Below are 15,406 nucleotides of genomic sequence, written 5' to 3' on the forward strand. Positions count from 1 at the left end.
CATTCCTCTTGTTGCGCATTAGTGTGTCTCATCATAATTTGTTAATGAGAGACAAGTATTTAGGAGGAATGCCTGGTGCCCAGAATATCTGTAATTATGCCCGTCTATAATAACGCAATCTATTTGCAGGAAGCAGTTAACTCAATCTTATTGCAAACGTTAAGCGACCTAGAATTGATAATAATTGATGACGGATCAACCGACGGATCAGCGGGAATCATACATGAAATAAAAGACACTAGAGTAAAAAAGATATTTCATGCTGAGAATATGGGTATTGTCACTTCACTGAATCAAGGACTCGATCTGGCCCAAGGTGAGTACATCGCCCGTATAGACAGCGATGACATTGCAGCACTAAACCGCTTGGAAGTGCAGGCTTATTTTATGGACCAGAATCCCAGCATAGATATTTGCGGAACAGGATATACAACGAACTATCTCGGACCCGTCAAGCTAAATCCTATGTATCATGAAGAAATTAAGGTCTGGCTGTTATTTAATTGTTGTATTCTACATCCTTCCGTCATGATGCGCAGTCGTTCAATAGATCGTCTCGGGATTCGTTATGATCATAATTACCCTCATGCGGAGGATTATGAACTGTGGAACAGGCTATCTTCAAGCGCGCAATTGGCCAATATCCCTCATAATTTAATGTATTATCGGCCTCATGCAGGACAAATCTCCAATACACAGCGAGCAATACAAGATATTACTGCACGAAGAATCCGTGAAAGACAGCTTTCTCAACTAGGCATTCAATTATCGGATGAGGAATACGCAATAATGACTAGATTAGCTGAGTTTAGGGTTAATTCTGAAGATTTTGAGGACTATCGAACAGCAACAGGTTTTGCGAATTGGCTACTTGATCAAAATCGACAATTCCATGTATTCGATCAGGATATTTTAGCAATGGCTCTATCCAGATGTATATCAAGAGTTCCATACTAATACAAGCAACAAACGTCCAATCGCTGATGCATTGAGTAAAGGACGTGAAGACGACAACGACAATCCCGTCAGGCGCTATTTGCGCCCGGCGGGTATAAAAAAATCTTATTTCCCAGTCCGGATACCGTCCAGACTTGCACCTTTCACGAACACTCTTTCAATATTCTTCTGTACCACAGGATCCTCGATCAACGGCGGAGCCTGGTGTTGCTTGGTGCGGGCATCAATAATTACATTATCACAGGCCCAATGCTTGTGCTCATACCCGCTGTTCACACCATAGATGTCATGCGACGGATTACTGCGCGTAAATGTAGCCCACAGGAAATTATCCAGCGTTGCACTCATGAACTCACTGTCATCACAGAGAATGATCATTGGGCAGGAAGTAAGTGCTCCTCTTTGCTCAATAGACTTACATAACTCCCCAATCTCCCGCTGTGCCTCGTCGTAGCTGCCAAACGGGGATGTCTGAAGCGCCACAATACCTGGCATGATCAGCCTAGCTTCTCCAGCCCCCGGGAGATCCTTCAGAATGCCCGGTACTTCACGGCACAGCTCTCTTTTGACATCTCCAACCGCCGCGAAGACCACCTTACTGCCGGTGTTCAACCCCGTCCCTGAATAATCAAGAGTATCTATCGTCGTATTGGTCTGAAAATGAATATCCCGGCGCAGATTAATCCGCTCCAGAATATAGGCCAGGAAATTCTCAACATCATGTGTACTGACCTTCTTATCCTCTTGCGCTGTAATAAACAGGAATTTCGCCAGACTGAGCTGCCCTGTGCCCAAAATCCGGTTGGCAATGGTCAGAATCTCCGCAGGCTGTTTGATCTTCTGATACGGCGTGTATCGCTCACTTCCTATCGCAAACAACAGCGGATGCACACCCGCAGCGTCGATCGCGTGAACCTCTTTTACCCCGGGAACTTCCTGCCTTATCGCCCCTCCGGTCAATTCATGAATCAGCGCACCAAAGGCGGTGTCTTCCTGCGGAGGTCTGCCTACAACTGTGAACGGATAGATGGCATTCTGTCTGGCATATACCTTATGCACTCTCATCACTGGAAAAGGGTGAATCAGGCTGTAATATCCCAAGTGGTCGCCAAAAGGCCCCTCCGGCTTCGTCTCACCCGGATAGATCTCACCTGTGATCACGAAATCCGCATCATTGCTGATGCAGTATCCATCTACATAGCTGTAGCGGAAATGACGCCCGGACAGCAGCCCTGCAAAGGTCAGCTCGCTCATCCCTTCCGGTAATGGCATAACTGCCGATAGCGTATGTGCTGGAGGACCGCCGATAAAGATGCTTACCTTAAGCGGCTTGCCTTGCTTGTTAGCCTTGTCCTGATGGATGCCGATACCGCGGTGGATCTGATAATGAATACCAACCTCTTTGTTCAGCTCATATTCATTCCCGGTGAGTTGGACACGGTACATTCCCAGATTGGAGTTCATAATGCCCGGCTTGTCCGGGTCCTCCGAATACACCTGAGGCAATGTGACAAAAGCTCCGCCATCCCCCTGCCAGTGCTTAACCAGCGGAAGATCGGAGATCTGAATTTCCTGGAAACCGGACGGCTGGCTGCCGGATTTCTTCAGCGGCAACGCTCTTCTTGCCGCAAGTCCGGTGCCGATATATTTGAACGGATTCTTCAGTGCTTTCACTGGATCATTGCGCAAAGCAATGACATTCTGTGTGGAATCCCACGTATCGCGAAAAATAAATTTGCTGCGCTCCACTGTTCCGAACAGGTTAGACACCGCACGGAATTTCGAGCCCTTCACCTTTTCGAACAGCAATGCCGGCCCACCGGCTTCAAACACCTTCATATGAATGGCCGCCATCTCCAGATGCGGGTCCACTTCTTCGGTAATACGAACTAAATGTCCGTTTTTCTCCAGATCAATGATGCATTCTTCCAAATTACGATAGCTCATGTAATTGCTCCAATCTATTGATATCCTCTTCTATTATTCATGAGCCCAAGTCCCAGGTCAACGGCATAAGATTCAGTTTTGTCGATCTGGGACAGCTCCTCCGGAAATGTCACGTTTCATAAACTATCATTGCAGGGATAACCACAAAGCCACTCACTTCTTCCAGCGCCGCCACCGCTGATAGCCTTTGCGCATTAGCTCCAGTACGATGCGGGGAACAGGAAACACCTTTCGGGAAGCTACAGGCCGATACAGGCGGTAATATATTTTTTTAAAATCAGCCCACATGCTGCAATCTTCCTGCTTTAAAAAATCAGACACATCCACAATGAGTCCGCGCCCTTGCCGGACCATAACATTCTTGCCATGCACATCATGAGGATGAAGCCCTCTGGAGCGTGCATATTCCAGACCATCATCTATGTCCCGAATAGCCTGGTCAGTGATAGGAATGCCGCGGCGGATACAATCATAGATGGTGACTCCATCAAGCCGCTTCAAAATCAGAAATCCGTGGCCTTCGTAATAACATTCCGAATAAGATGGATGACGGCCCAGACGCCGGTATACCTCTGCTTCTTCCCTCAAGCCGGGTCTGCCGGGAGCGTACACCTTCACCGCATAATGGCCATAGTCAGGGTGACTGAATACTGCCGCATAGTTGCCCGCTCCCAATAACCGCCAAGGCTCGGGATATCGGTGAACCTGTACCGGCTCTCTGGGATTGACACTCTCAAGCGACAACTCACCCAACAAGCGTGCAATAGACGACTCTAACAATCTCTCTATTCCCTCTTCTGCCAGGTGTTGAATTCTACATCTCCCTCAATTCCGTTAAGATCGGTATAGCTATAGTTTACGATATAATATCCAAAAACACATCATTACAGGGAAACCTCATCAACAATTACGATCATACTCATGCTGTAACCCCCTCGGAGTCCATTAGTTACTTTTAAGTACCTATATTACTAATAAGTACGTACTTACCAATCCAAAACATATGGCTATATAATTGCTCTCGTTAGCAGGGAAGCAGATTTCCTGCAGTTCGAACCACATTAACATTAGGAGGATTTATATGAGTCAGTCGGTTTCACAGTCTCAACCAAAGGTCGAGGCCAAGACAGGAAGATGGGCGCTTTTCGCTCTTGCGATCAGTGCATTTGGTATCGGTACTACTGAATTTGTGCCTGTTGGTTTGATTACTACCATCGCGAATGATTTGAATATTGCCGTCACCCTGGCTGGTCTCCTCATCTCCGGCTATGCACTTGGGGTCGCCATTGGAGCACCGATTATTACCGCTCTTACTAACCGCATGAGCCGCAAATCCTTGCTCATGTCGCTGATGATTGTGTTCATCATCGGCAACATAGTTGCTGCGAATGCACCTAATTTCGAATTACTGCTAATTGCACGTTTTATAACAGCATTCTCGCATGGCGTGTTCTTCTCCATTGGTGCAACCATTGCGGTCCAACTGGTATCGCCTGAGAAAAAAGCCAGCGCGATCGCACTGATGTTCACAGGTCTAACAATTGCCATAGTCACCGGGGTTCCGCTCGGAACCTATATCGGACAGGCCTTTGGCTGGAGAGCAACATTCTGGGGCGTTGCCTTGCTTGGTGTGATAGCCATTGTGTCCAGCGCTATCCTGATTCCAAAGAACCTGAAGCAGTCTCCACCGACCAAATTCACCGATATGTTCCGTCTGCTTACTAACAGTCGTCTGCTGCTCGGATTTTTGATTACCGCGCTTGGCTATGGCGGAACGTTCGTTGCCTTCACTTATTTGACTCCGCTTTTGCATGATGTGACTGGCATTAGCCAAGGGATGATTAACATTATTCTGATCGTGTATGGTATTGCTGTTGCCTTCGGGAACTCCTTTGGCGGGAAGCTAGCCAACAAGAACCCGATTCGGGCGTTGTTCTGGATGTTCATTATTCAAGCTGCTGTCCTGGTCCTGCTGACGTTCCTGGCTCCCTTTAAAGCAGGTGGCATCATCGGCGTCATCTTGATGGGCCTGTTCGCCTTCATGAACGTACCTGGTCTACAATTGTACGTTGTCCAGCTCGCAGAAAAGTATGTCCCTAGTGCAGTTGATGTCGCATCGGCGATTAATATTGCTGCATTCAACGTAGGGATCGCTATTGGGTCGGTAGTTGGTGGTGTTGTGGTTGACCATATGGGCTATGTGCATACCCCATGGATCGGTGCCATCATGGTGTTCTTCGCCATCATTCTGACAGGCATCTCAGCCAAGCTCGAAAAAAATTAAGACGTTCTTCTTTCAGCTAATGGTGGGAGGCTTACATTAGGCTCACCTGTCTAATCAGAACAGGCCGCTTCAATCCCATTTCCCCCTTCATTCAAATAAGGGGCAGGGACTGAGCGGCCTACTATTGTTGAAAACTGCCTACTGCTGCGGCACAGCCTGCAAGTTCTCTGGTGCTCTCTGTTTCAGGATCGGGATCATCAGCAGTGCGCCAAGCAGGAACAGAACGCCGGCTCCCGCATAAATTGATACCAGCGGATAGGCGTACTTCAATGTGCCGGCCAGAGACATGGAGATCACCATCATCCCTGTGAACATTGGCATCAGCACCCCGTTCACCCGGCCCACGATGGATTCATGCGACCATTTCAAGATCATTGTGCTGATCCCGATCTGGATGCTTGGGAAGGCTAGACCGTTCACAAACTGCGCAAGCAATGTGATGCTTACACTTGTCGAGAGCCCAATAACGACCGTACACAAGGCACTAACCAGCATACCAAAGCCCAGCAGAGCCTGCGGAGGCACACGTTTCGAGAAAGCAGCAATAACCCCGCCGCCAATTAGCATAGCTGCCCCATTCACGATCAGCATGTATTGCAGAAAATCCTCCGGCTTACCCAGCCGCTCCGTTACGATAAACAAGCTTAAGGCCTGGGCTACACCAACGGCCAGACCGGCAAGAATAAAAGCCGCGCCAAGCATGCGCAGAACCGGGCTCTGCCATACATAACGGAAGCCCTCACTCAATTCCTTACGGAACTGTCCCTTGGTATTAGCCGCCCGTGGCTCGATTTTATCCTTCGGCAACCTGAACAGTACGAGTGCAGAGAGCAGGAACACTACTCCCATGACCGCTATAGAATACTCCAAGCCCAGATTGCTGTACGCAAAGGTACCCAGCATTGGTCCAAGTACCATGAAGATCGCCATCAGCGACTGAAATAGTGCCATCCCTTGCTGCAGTTGCTCCTCAGGCACATGCTGCTTGAAGAGGCGCATCCCCGAAGGCTGCGAGAATTGAGACAGGATCGCCGAGATGAAAGTCACAAAGTACACAGAGTGCCAGCTGCCAAAATGAATGGTCAGGAGAACAGCAAAAACAGATACCGCTGACAGCAAATCACACCAGATCATGGTCCGCTTGGGCCGCCAACGGTCTGCAAATGTTCCGCCAATGAAGGAGAACACAAAGATCGGCGCAAATTCGGCCAGACTGATCAATGAGATCGCATACGGATCCTTGTTTGTCTTCTCCGCAACGTACAGCAAAATGGCAAAATTGCGGACCCAGATTCCGATCTGCAGCAGTACATTAGAAAATATGATCGTCTGGATGAAGCGGTTGCTGAGAAGACTTGGTGATTTCGTTGCATTAGGCACTGCACTCAACGTTTTCAACTCTCCTTTATTAGGGGATCTCTCTATAAATATTGAAATATATGGATGAGTATAATCAGTGCGCGGATATTTGTAAATGAGTTCTTGTTAAAAAAAGACCCTCCTTTTGTAAAAGAAGGGTTACTTAACGATTCTATTGCGAATAGCAAATACAACAGCTTGTGTACGGTCGTCTGCGCTGAACTTTTGCAAGATACGGTGGACATGAGTTTTCACCGTACTCTCACCGATATAGAGCGTAGCCGCGATCTCTTCATTGCGCAGCCCGTATGCCATTTGCTGGAGAACCTCCAGCTCCCGTTCAGTCAGTGAATCGAAGGCTGGTAAGCGGTTCGGCACATGGTCCTCCTGAGGGATCGGCGCCCTGGAGCTCATAGCCTTCCCAATCACCTTGGAGGCCACTGCCGTCCGGAAAATGGCCTCGCCACGGAAGGCCGCTCGCACCGCATCCACCATATCTTCCGGAGCGGCATCCTTAAGCAAATAGCCAGCCGCACCGGAACGGATGCCATCATAGACGTAGTCTTCCTGGTCAAAGGTGGTGAGGATGACGACTTTGCAATCCGGATTATGCTCCAGAATGGCAGGTGTTGCTGCAATTCCGCTGCCACCGGGCATCTGAACATCCATCAGCACTACGTCAGGTCCGACCTGCCGGACAAGCTCCACGGCCTCCGGTCCGCTTTCTGCTTCCCCAACCACCTCCATATCGTCCTGCGCATTAATGATGTAGCGCAAACCGTGGCGAACAAGCTGCTGATCATCCACCAGTATGACACGGATCATGGATCCCTTCATGCTCTCTCCTCCTGTCTCTCTTCCCCGTCACCCAATGGCAAAGTAACCACCAGTCTCATGCCGTGCGGCTGGACTCCTTGTATCGTCAAGGTGCCACCCGCTCGCTCACAACGGGCTTCCATACTGGTCAGGCCGAACCCGGGCTGCAGTGTAGTCGCAGCCTGCCAGATTCCGTTGTCCGCAACCGTCAGCGTCAACTCCCTGTCATCGCTGATAATGCCCACTTCAACATGGGAAGCCCCCGCATGCCTAATCACATTCGTGAGTGCCTCCTGCAGCACCCGGTACAACAGCTCGGAAATCTCTGTTCCCCATTCATGATCGTCCCCGTCAGCGGACAATTCGATCGTAAGCCCGGCTTGCTCCTGCACCTGCTTGACAAGACTTTGCAAAGCCACAAAGCCAAGCCTTGCCTCATCCGTTGCCATCTGCCGGACGACAGAGCGAACATCCTGTAGACAGTGACGGGCGACGTCAAGCACGGTCCTCAGCGACCGTTCGCCTTCGGCGGCATCACTTTTCATCATAAAAGGCAATGCTTGAAGCTGTACGATGACGGAAGTCAGGCCATGGCCGATGCTATCATGAAGATCGCGGGAAATACGGGTCCGTTCCTCCAGAACAGCATAACGAAGCAGTTGTACTGTAGCCTCTTCCAGTTCATTGTGAGTATGCTGCAATTGATGATGTGCCTGCTCTAGTTCCGTATGAACCGCCTGCAATTGCTCATAATGGAGCATCCTAGACTGGGTAGCTTCCCTGCGGACCCGCACTCCCCAAAATATAATGTACGTACCCATGTGGAGAACAGAAGCGACTAAAATATCATTCTTCTGCACCCCGGACAGAAAGAAAATGAGCGCATCACCTGATATCATCATTACGCCCAGCAGAACCGAAAAAAACAACGGAAGCCGAAGCGTAGCATAGCCGATAAGATAGAAAACAAAGACAATCAGCGGTACCGAAGTACTGGACATCTGGCAATAGAGCAGTGTCAGCAGCCAGCTGAGCAGAATCATAGTTCCACGCCAGTAGGCCTTGACGATCGACGCTGGCAACCACAAGAGGACCAAATAAATCAGCACCGCCAGTATTCCCACTGCCGGGCCTGCTGCAGGGAACCTGGACGAATGCACTATAATTTGGGGAACAACATTTAGAGTATATAGAAGTATAAGACTAAGAACGATCTTGCGCTGATGAGTCAGCAGGAAACCTGCCAGAGGACCAAGCCTTTGTTTAATTTTCATAGTAGGATCCTTTGGTTTAAAATGATATCTCATTATAACATCGTTGTCTCTATCTGCCGGAATATCCTGCCAATTGTTTGTATTTCAGATAGACAAAATAGCGGCGAGCGAAGACGTTGGCAAGCGAAACGAACAGCAACCCGGTGCTTATAGACAACACAGCATGATGCGCACCCCAGTACTCCGTAAGATGGCGAATCAGCATCACGGCCAGGAAAATCACAATGCCGGCTATCGAGCCCTGCGAAGTGATTTTGCCCGTATCAGGATTCACCCGCACCTTCTGAAGCTTGCCTCTCCAAGCGCCCAGAGCAAGACCTAAGACGATACAGATCAGGTAGACCAGTAAACTGCCAGGAGTAAGGTCGATTGTAGTCACACTGGACAACATCAAATATGCAAAGAGAACCGGGGTAATCCATAAACGGGAAGGTCTGATTTCTTTTTCCCGCAGATTTAAAATTACAACAAGGATCACCACAATCACATAGTTGGTCATACTCATTTGAAATTCCTCTTTTCTGTGACAATTTGAAAGGCATGACATCATTGTACCGAAACCTCGGTTCCAAGGAGTCCACCCACAGGTTGATGCTCACACTCCACCCGGAGATGGACCTTGGGAAAAGTATCTGAAATGCCTGATGCAGGCATTTTTCCCTCTAGGCCCTGCAATAATACGTTAAGAACGCCTCAGCCTCGCGATATGGACCAAAGCAAAAAGACACAGCCCATTCAGGCTATGTCTTCATAAAAGCTTGTCTTAGTTATTTTCCGGAATGGACAGCCAGGCCCGCTGATTTTGCCAACTCACCTGAATCGGGGTTTCAAAGAAGGCCGTCAGGTTAGCGCTGGTCAGAACCTCTTGCGATTGACCTTTGGAGTAGACCTCGCCCCGCCGAATCAGCAAGGTCTGATTGAATACGGGCAGAATCTCTTCGATATGATGGGTAACGAATAATAGCGTTGGGGCATCCGGCTCCTGGGCCAACTCACTGATGCTCGTCAGCAGCGCTTCTCTGGACAGGAAATCAAGTCCGTTCGTTGCTTCATCCAGAATAAGCAGTCTAGGCGAAGCCATTAGCGCCCGGGCAATCAGAATCTTCTGCTTCTCGCCTTGCGAACAGGATTGATACGCACGATCCAGCAAATGAAGGCAGGACAGACGCTCCATCAGCTTCCGTGCCTGTTCATAATCTTCCTCACTCGGCTCGGTGTATAACCCGATGGAGGCATGTTTTCCGCTGATCACTACATTCTGTGTCTTATCGTTGGCATGCAATCTCTCTTGTAATGAGGAGCTGACCCAGCCGATGGATTTGCGCAGCTCCCGAAGGTCCACATCCCCGAATCTGTGCCCGAGCACAGACACCTGCCCCTTGGTCGGCCAGATATAACCGTTGATGACGTTTAACAGCGTCGTTTTACCCGAGCCATTAAGTCCGAGGATCGCCCAATGCTCCCCTTTGGTCACGGTCCAGTCAATTTGCTCCAGGATCGTCTTGTTCTCCCGGTACCAGCTTACATCGTTCACTTCGATCACATTCGTCATCTGCATAATCACTCCTTGAAGGAAAATGGAAGGCATTCAGCATATCATCTGATGTTTAAAACCAAAAAAATCTAATCTTGATTCAGGAACCTCTTAAGCTGTCCTACCGTCCCGTTCAAATTCTGCAACGTCCAGTGCTCGGCCGCAGGCACATCCTTGTCCCGGATCGCCAGATACAGATTCTCGTGAAAAAGGTGATGGTGTTCATGCACATTCTGATCTTTTGCCAGCATATGAAGCGCATCCAGCAGCACCGACGAAAACGTCCTGTACAGATCGGCAGCGATACTGTTTTGGCTAGCCACCGCCACTGCCAAGTGAAAAGCAATATCGGCGTTCAGGTAAGCAGCCGTATCGTCGTTGTCCAGTGCCTGCAACCTCTGATCCAGTGCGATCCGCATGTGCTCCAGGTCCTTCTCGCTCCGCCGCTCGGCAGCCAGCCGGGAAATATCCAGCTCCAGCATCTTCCTTACTTCGTATACCTCCAGCAATTCAGCTCTCCGCAGCCGGTGAACCAGTGGTTCGTGAATAATAGGATCAGCTGTCAAAAACGTGCCAAAGCCCTGCCGCTTCTCCAATAGACCTGCGTGCACCAGCACCCTGACCGCCTCGCGGATCGTCGAACGCCCGACGCCGAACTGCTCCATCAGCTCTGGTTCCGTAGGGATTTTATCACCGTGCTTGAGCTCCCCGTCGGAAATTTTCTTTTGCAGTTGATTGACCACATCATCCACCAGTTTGGGACGATTTAATGTCTTGAATGAAACTTTAGAATTCATCAGATCATCTCCTGTTATTGGATAATATCACGCTACGATTATGGGAGCAACCCTATTTTTTCTAATTCTCATTTGCTACTAAAGAATACAAACTTCATCGGATTCCCATACTAATCCAGTACGATTCAATTATTGAGAGGGGTTTGAGTATGGCTGGTATTTTAGGCGGTAATCCGAAAGATGAGCCCATGCATTATGGAGAGATTTTCAATGTATGGATGACATCAACGGCGGCAAAAGGGCTAGTATCACTCTATCGGGCATTTCAATCCCATGCTGGCGATGATGATCTAAAAAAAGTACTCGGAGATTTAATTAACCAGTCTGAACTGGAAAGCAGTGAGTGTGACGCTCTCCTTGGGACAGCCGGTATTGCTTCAGTGCCGACGCTCCCTGACCGTCCGGAGGTAAAGGTGGAGGATATTCCCGCTGGTGCCCGGTTCACCGATATGGAAATCGCCTCCAAAATCGCTGCAGATAATGCTGCTGGGTTGGTGGGCTGTAGTACCATTATGGGAATGTCCATACGCGAAGACATCGGCGCTTTGTTCGCCAAGTATCATCTCACTAAAGCAGCGATCGGTATAAAAATCCTGCACATGAACAAGAAAAAAGGCTGGCTGATCCCTCCCCCGCTACATATTAAAAGCTGAGCGCTACCATTTCCAGACATTTATTGTTTAGCCGAAACAGCCCGCGGGTATTTTTCGCGGGCTGTTCGGCTGCCGGTTCTCCAGTTTTAAATGGTGAAAGAACGCTGACCCAGCCTGTCCCGGATGAACCCACCAATATGATCTATCGCCTGTTGTGCTTCAGGCAGCATGTGGGCCAAGAATTGAAACACGCTCCACATATTCTCCCAGACTTCCAGTTCAACCTTAACGCCCGCCGCTTTGGCCCGTTCTTGCAATCGGATTGAATCGCTTAACAGCACCTCATGATCTCCAACCTGTATCCATAAATGAGGCAAGCCCTGCAGATCCATCCTTAGCAGAGATAATAAAGGGTGCTCTTTTCCTACGTTACCTACATAGTCTTCCAGTATCCTCTGATTGGCGGACCGGCTCCCTGTTGGATCAAGTGCTGCACGACTGCTATACGATTCCCCGTCCAGGTGAACGAGATCCGTATGCGGGGACAGCAAAAAAGCTCCGGCTGGCAGCTCCTCGCCTTGGTCCCGCAATGATAATAGTGTCATAAGGACAAGCGTCCCTCCTACAGAATCGCCTCCCAGTATAATATCACCAGCAGCATAGCCCTGATTCCGCAGCCAGCAGTACGTGTTAAGGCAATCCTCATTAGCGGCTGGGTAAGGATGCTCTGGGGCCAGGCGATACTCCACAGTGAGTACCTTGCTCCCGCTGGACTTTGCGATTCTAGTACAAAGATCCCGGTAAAAATCGCAAGTTCCGGCAACAAAGCCCCCTCCGTGAAAATACAGAATCGCCTTGTTCTCCATATCTGGAGCCAGATTGCCAGGAATGGCCCATTCGCCATGCAGTGGCCCGATACTCTCTGGTCGGTACGTCATATCATCATGGCTTGGCATCCCCGCTGCCGGGTTCGCCATACTCTGCCTTATACCTGCCACCGTCTGACTCTCATAGTTATTGTTGTGCCGCAAATATTCTTTAATGGCCTCAAGCTGCTCTATACTCGTTCTTAACATAGTAACGCCCTCCTACTGGTCTTGTTACGACTACTTTAAGACCTGTAGTTAGGTACAGGGTCAACTAGGAATCCATATTGAGGATTTGCAGTGTCGCTTGCACGCCTGGATGCATATCCGTGGACTGCAAGTTGCTTTTCAACTGATTCAGCGCCAGGAGCATTTCTTCTTTTTTCGAGATCTCGGATCTGATCTTCTCCTGCTTTCGGTCTATTGTCATTAGAAAATCATCTATGTTGATTTCACTATTTCTGGATTTAGTTAGAGCCTTTCTAATTTCCTTCAGCGTGAATCCGCAGGATTTGGCGTTATGAATAAACGTCAGCCGGTCCAGCACCTCTTCCGGATAGAGACGGTATCCAGATTCTGACCGCTGCAGCCGGGGCAGCAGCCCTTGCTTCTCGTAATATCTCAACGTTTCCATATTTACATTGGCTAATTTCGCTACCTGTCCACGCAAGTATCCCGTCACCTTCTTGACTCCTCCCATCATCCATCTCTTCTTATTCTAGCAAAAAAATTCCAAGACCTGAATATCAGGCCTTGGAATCATGCGAATCTATCTATTTTGTTACATAACGAAAAGACGAACGAATGACTATTGATTCTTTTTGGCTAACAGAAGCTTAACAATCGAGTCTAGCTGCATTTCCAGAGAGTAGGGGTCCTCCATAACAAATTCATCGCCTTTTTCATCAAATGAACCGTACATGTAGACCTGACCCTTTTGAACAGCGGGCAGACCCTTCCATAATTCACTATCCAGCACATCACTCGCTCCTTCGTCTTTCGCACCGTATACAAAGATATGATCACCCGTATATTCAGGTAGAAGCTCAAGTGAAATATTCTCAAATCCCTCTTTCATATTCAGTGCCTTCTCCGTAGGCGGAAGCTTAAGCATTTGATAGATTGTGGAACTGCCGTAGTTGCCGCCTTCTGCCGCCAGAACATACAATGACTTATTAGCCACCTGTACAATGGAGACCGTCTCGCCTTCTTTGATGATCCCTTCAATGCTCTTTCGAGCCTCCTCGACTTTACCCTCATACTCTGCTATCCATTGCTCCGCGACCTCTTGCTTGCCAAATATCTCACTGATTCTGCGGAATTTATCCAGCGGTCCTGCGGTAGATAAGCCTTCCCAATATGGAAGGAATACCGTTGTACCGATCTTTTTGTAATCCTCGATATTCTTCTCTATCGAACCTATGATTAGATCAGGCTCCAAATAAGTTAATTTCTCCAGATTCATAGGGAACCCTCCGAGGTCCTCAATACCGGCCAGGATCTCCTTGGATATCCCCGACTGATCGAGCCAAGCCTCGTTCAGCATGAAGGTTCGCACGCCTACCGGAATAATCCCTAATTTCAAAAGATGGCCCATATACTGATCGGACACTACCCGCTGCGGATCTGCCGGCACTTCGACATCCCCCATTAGCGTAGATACCGTTCTTGTTTTGGATTGTACAGCCTCCGGCTGCCCGTTGTCCTTAGGCTGATTATTTCCGGTCTCAGCAACCGTCTTAGCAGGCTCTGCCTGCGTTCCTCCACCAGCTGCTGGCGAGTTTGCGCAGGCTCCCAGCAACAACGATAGACACAACAGCATCGTCATTGCGGTAATTTTGATTCTACCGTGCATGAATAAATCCCCTTCCACATTGTTCTGATATTGATAATCAGTATCAGTATAATGGGTGGATGGGCTCTGCTGAAGTGCATATTTTGCCATTGATAAGGGCAAATCCTGATATCTCGCATGATGCTGACGTTCTTTTTTGAAGTGTACAGGGGATAAGCCCTTATATTTTTTGAAGCTGCGGCTTAAAGAATGAGCATCCGGGTAGCCCACATTCTCCGCAATTTCCTGTAAGGTCGCGTCCGTCTGCATTAGCAGCTCCATCGCCCGGTCGGCACGTACCTGACCCAAGTAATGAATGGGGCTAGTATGCATTTTGTGCTTGAACAGCCTGGACAGATGTCCTGCGCTACACTCCAATTCTTCAGCAATCGACTCCAGTGTTAGAGGCTTGCTGAAGTGTTCACGAATATACTCCGCAGCCTGCAATACCGGATCAGGCTTCAACGGACGTATGCCTTGACGGTGCATCTGCCCTAACAGGTCGTACACAAACTGATGGAATATTGCCCTCACATGCAGTTTGCCAAGTCCCGTCATCTGGCGCCATTCCTGCTCCAGCAGTTCTACTTTATTATGCAGGGACAAGGGATTGTGCGGTGGAAAGGCATATTGATCTCGGAAAGGATTCTCCCTTTCCAGCAGCTGAACAATTTCCTTGCGGGCCGGAAGGGCAAGAATGGCTTTATATAAAATCATATAGTATTCAAGCTCATCCTCTGCAGCAATGTTCAATGACATGCCCTTCCCGCCATGCAGAATATGGAACCGCTCCACGCTATGTATCCTCTGATCCAGCCATACCCGGGCGCTGCCACGCACAGTATATAAGAAGGCGCTCGAAGGCAGACGGTAGTCCCGCAGTTCCCCATCCTTTTCCATTCTTTTGTGACGGACATCCATCACTTTTATAAAAACATGATTCCACAGCTTGATGTGATCATTCAATTTCATGAACGCTGTTCAACCTCCGATTCAAACCTAACGTTCTCTCTTTTCCCGCTTCTTGGACGTAACTCTATTATAGTTGATAATCATTCTCATTGACAATGAATGCTTAATCAATACAAAAAAAAGCCCGGATAAAGCTCATCCAGGCTTCTTCTCACAATATTTGAACCCACTTC

General features: G+C 48.8%; 14 protein-coding genes. 3 read left to right on the forward strand and 11 right to left on the reverse strand.

Features of this window, described 5'->3' with window-relative positions; all coding sequences use genetic code 11:
- Positions 1-75 precede the first annotated feature (75 nt).
- The gene (locus ACFVU8_RS20270; RefSeq protein ID WP_175371307.1) at positions 76-957 is read left to right on the forward strand and encodes a glycosyltransferase family 2 protein; all 882 of its coding nucleotides are present in this window, start codon (positions 76-78) and stop codon (positions 955-957) included.
- Between the two features lie 105 nt (positions 958-1,062).
- Here ACFVU8_RS20270 and ACFVU8_RS20275 read toward each other — a convergent pair whose 3' ends face one another.
- Together ACFVU8_RS20275 and ACFVU8_RS20280 are read right to left on the reverse strand one after the other, a co-directional pair.
- Positions 1,063-2,904 (reverse strand): UbiD family decarboxylase, encoded by a 1,842-nt coding sequence (locus ACFVU8_RS20275; protein WP_387429713.1) that lies wholly within the window; start codon positions 2,902-2,904, stop codon positions 1,063-1,065.
- Positions 2,905-3,057: 153 nt separating this feature from the next.
- Positions 3,058-3,684, reverse strand: a complete 627-nt coding sequence (locus ACFVU8_RS20280; RefSeq protein WP_387429715.1) for a serine/threonine-protein kinase — start codon at positions 3,682-3,684, stop codon at positions 3,058-3,060.
- A gap of 301 nt (positions 3,685-3,985) precedes the next feature.
- Between ACFVU8_RS20280 and ACFVU8_RS20285 the strand changes: the two genes are divergently transcribed.
- Positions 3,986-5,188, forward strand: coding sequence for an MFS transporter (locus ACFVU8_RS20285; protein ID WP_387429717.1), 1,203 nt, complete (start codon positions 3,986-3,988; stop codon positions 5,186-5,188).
- A 138-nt stretch (positions 5,189-5,326) separates the two neighbouring features.
- On the opposite strand, the gene ACFVU8_RS20290 is transcribed toward ACFVU8_RS20285, so the two are convergent.
- From ACFVU8_RS20290 to ACFVU8_RS20315, 6 genes are all read right to left on the reverse strand, one after another.
- Entirely contained in the window at positions 5,327-6,586 is a 1,260-nt protein-coding gene (locus ACFVU8_RS20290) for an MFS transporter (RefSeq protein WP_379464788.1), read from the reverse strand.
- A gap of 120 nt (positions 6,587-6,706) precedes the next feature.
- Entirely contained in the window at positions 6,707-7,384 is a 678-nt protein-coding gene (locus ACFVU8_RS20295) for a response regulator transcription factor (protein ID WP_387429719.1), read from the reverse strand.
- Positions 7,381-8,637: a sensor histidine kinase gene (locus tag ACFVU8_RS20300; RefSeq protein WP_387429722.1), complete on the reverse strand. Its 1,257-nt coding sequence runs from the start codon at positions 8,635-8,637 to the stop codon at positions 7,381-7,383. Before ACFVU8_RS20300 ends, ACFVU8_RS20295 begins: the two co-directional genes overlap by 4 nt.
- 49 nt (positions 8,638-8,686) lie before the next feature.
- Entirely contained in the window at positions 8,687-9,142 is a 456-nt protein-coding gene (locus ACFVU8_RS20305; RefSeq protein ID WP_387429725.1) for a CcdC protein domain-containing protein, read from the reverse strand.
- A gap of 258 nt (positions 9,143-9,400) precedes the next feature.
- Positions 9,401-10,189 (reverse strand): ABC transporter ATP-binding protein, encoded by a 789-nt coding sequence (locus ACFVU8_RS20310; protein ID WP_379464792.1) that lies wholly within the window; start codon positions 10,187-10,189, stop codon positions 9,401-9,403.
- 71 nt (positions 10,190-10,260) lie between these two features.
- Positions 10,261-10,968 (reverse strand): FadR/GntR family transcriptional regulator, encoded by a 708-nt coding sequence (locus tag ACFVU8_RS20315; protein WP_379464793.1) that lies wholly within the window; start codon positions 10,966-10,968, stop codon positions 10,261-10,263.
- Positions 10,969-11,117: 149 nt separating this feature from the next.
- Here ACFVU8_RS20315 and ACFVU8_RS20320 point away from each other — a divergent pair, with 149 nt between their 5' ends.
- On the forward strand, positions 11,118-11,621 hold the full coding sequence (locus ACFVU8_RS20320; RefSeq protein WP_175371297.1) for a DUF3231 family protein: 504 nt from the start codon (positions 11,118-11,120) through the stop codon (positions 11,619-11,621).
- An 86-nt stretch (positions 11,622-11,707) separates the two neighbouring features.
- On the opposite strand, the gene ACFVU8_RS20325 is transcribed toward ACFVU8_RS20320, so the two are convergent.
- From ACFVU8_RS20325 to ACFVU8_RS20335, 3 genes are all read right to left on the reverse strand, one after another.
- Positions 11,708-12,637, reverse strand: a complete 930-nt coding sequence (locus ACFVU8_RS20325; RefSeq protein WP_387429728.1) for an alpha/beta hydrolase — start codon at positions 12,635-12,637, stop codon at positions 11,708-11,710.
- A gap of 64 nt (positions 12,638-12,701) precedes the next feature.
- Positions 12,702-13,109: a MerR family transcriptional regulator gene (locus ACFVU8_RS20330; RefSeq protein ID WP_387429731.1), complete on the reverse strand. Its 408-nt coding sequence runs from the start codon at positions 13,107-13,109 to the stop codon at positions 12,702-12,704.
- Between the two features lie 126 nt (positions 13,110-13,235).
- Complete coding sequence (locus ACFVU8_RS20335) at positions 13,236-15,233, reverse strand: ABC transporter substrate-binding protein (protein WP_387429734.1); 1,998 nt, start codon at positions 15,231-15,233, stop codon at positions 13,236-13,238.
- Positions 15,234-15,406 lie beyond the last annotated feature (173 nt).

Source organism: Paenibacillus sp. NPDC058177, from assembly GCF_042883835.1.
In the GTDB taxonomy this organism is placed as follows: domain Bacteria; phylum Bacillota; class Bacilli; order Paenibacillales; family Paenibacillaceae; genus Paenibacillus_AQ; species Paenibacillus_AQ agri.

Bases quoted from the DNA above. Each gene is read 5' to 3' on its own strand.
- ACFVU8_RS20275 (WP_387429713.1), bottom strand. From the start codon at position 2,904: ATGAGCTATCGTAATTTGGAAGAATGCATCATTGATCTGGAGAAAAAC.
- ACFVU8_RS20285 (WP_387429717.1), top strand. From the start codon at position 3,986: ATGAGTCAGTCGGTTTCACAGTCTCAACCAAAGGTCGAGGCCAAGACA.
- ACFVU8_RS20295 (WP_387429719.1), bottom strand. From the start codon at position 7,384: ATGAAGGGATCCATGATCCGTGTCATACTGGTGGATGATCAGCAGCTT.
- ACFVU8_RS20300 (WP_387429722.1), bottom strand. From the start codon at position 8,637: ATGAAAATTAAACAAAGGCTTGGTCCTCTGGCAGGTTTCCTGCTGACT.
- ACFVU8_RS20305 (WP_387429725.1), bottom strand. From the start codon at position 9,142: ATGAGTATGACCAACTATGTGATTGTGGTGATCCTTGTTGTAATTTTA.
- ACFVU8_RS20310 (WP_379464792.1), bottom strand. From the start codon at position 10,189: ATGACGAATGTGATCGAAGTGAACGATGTAAGCTGGTACCGGGAGAAC.
- ACFVU8_RS20315 (WP_379464793.1), bottom strand. From the start codon at position 10,968: ATGAATTCTAAAGTTTCATTCAAGACATTAAATCGTCCCAAACTGGTG.
- ACFVU8_RS20320 (WP_175371297.1), top strand. From the start codon at position 11,118: ATGGCTGGTATTTTAGGCGGTAATCCGAAAGATGAGCCCATGCATTAT.
- ACFVU8_RS20325 (WP_387429728.1), bottom strand. From the start codon at position 12,637: ATGTTAAGAACGAGTATAGAGCAGCTTGAGGCCATTAAAGAATATTTG.
- ACFVU8_RS20335 (WP_387429734.1), bottom strand. From the start codon at position 15,233: ATGAAATTGAATGATCACATCAAGCTGTGGAATCATGTTTTTATAAAA.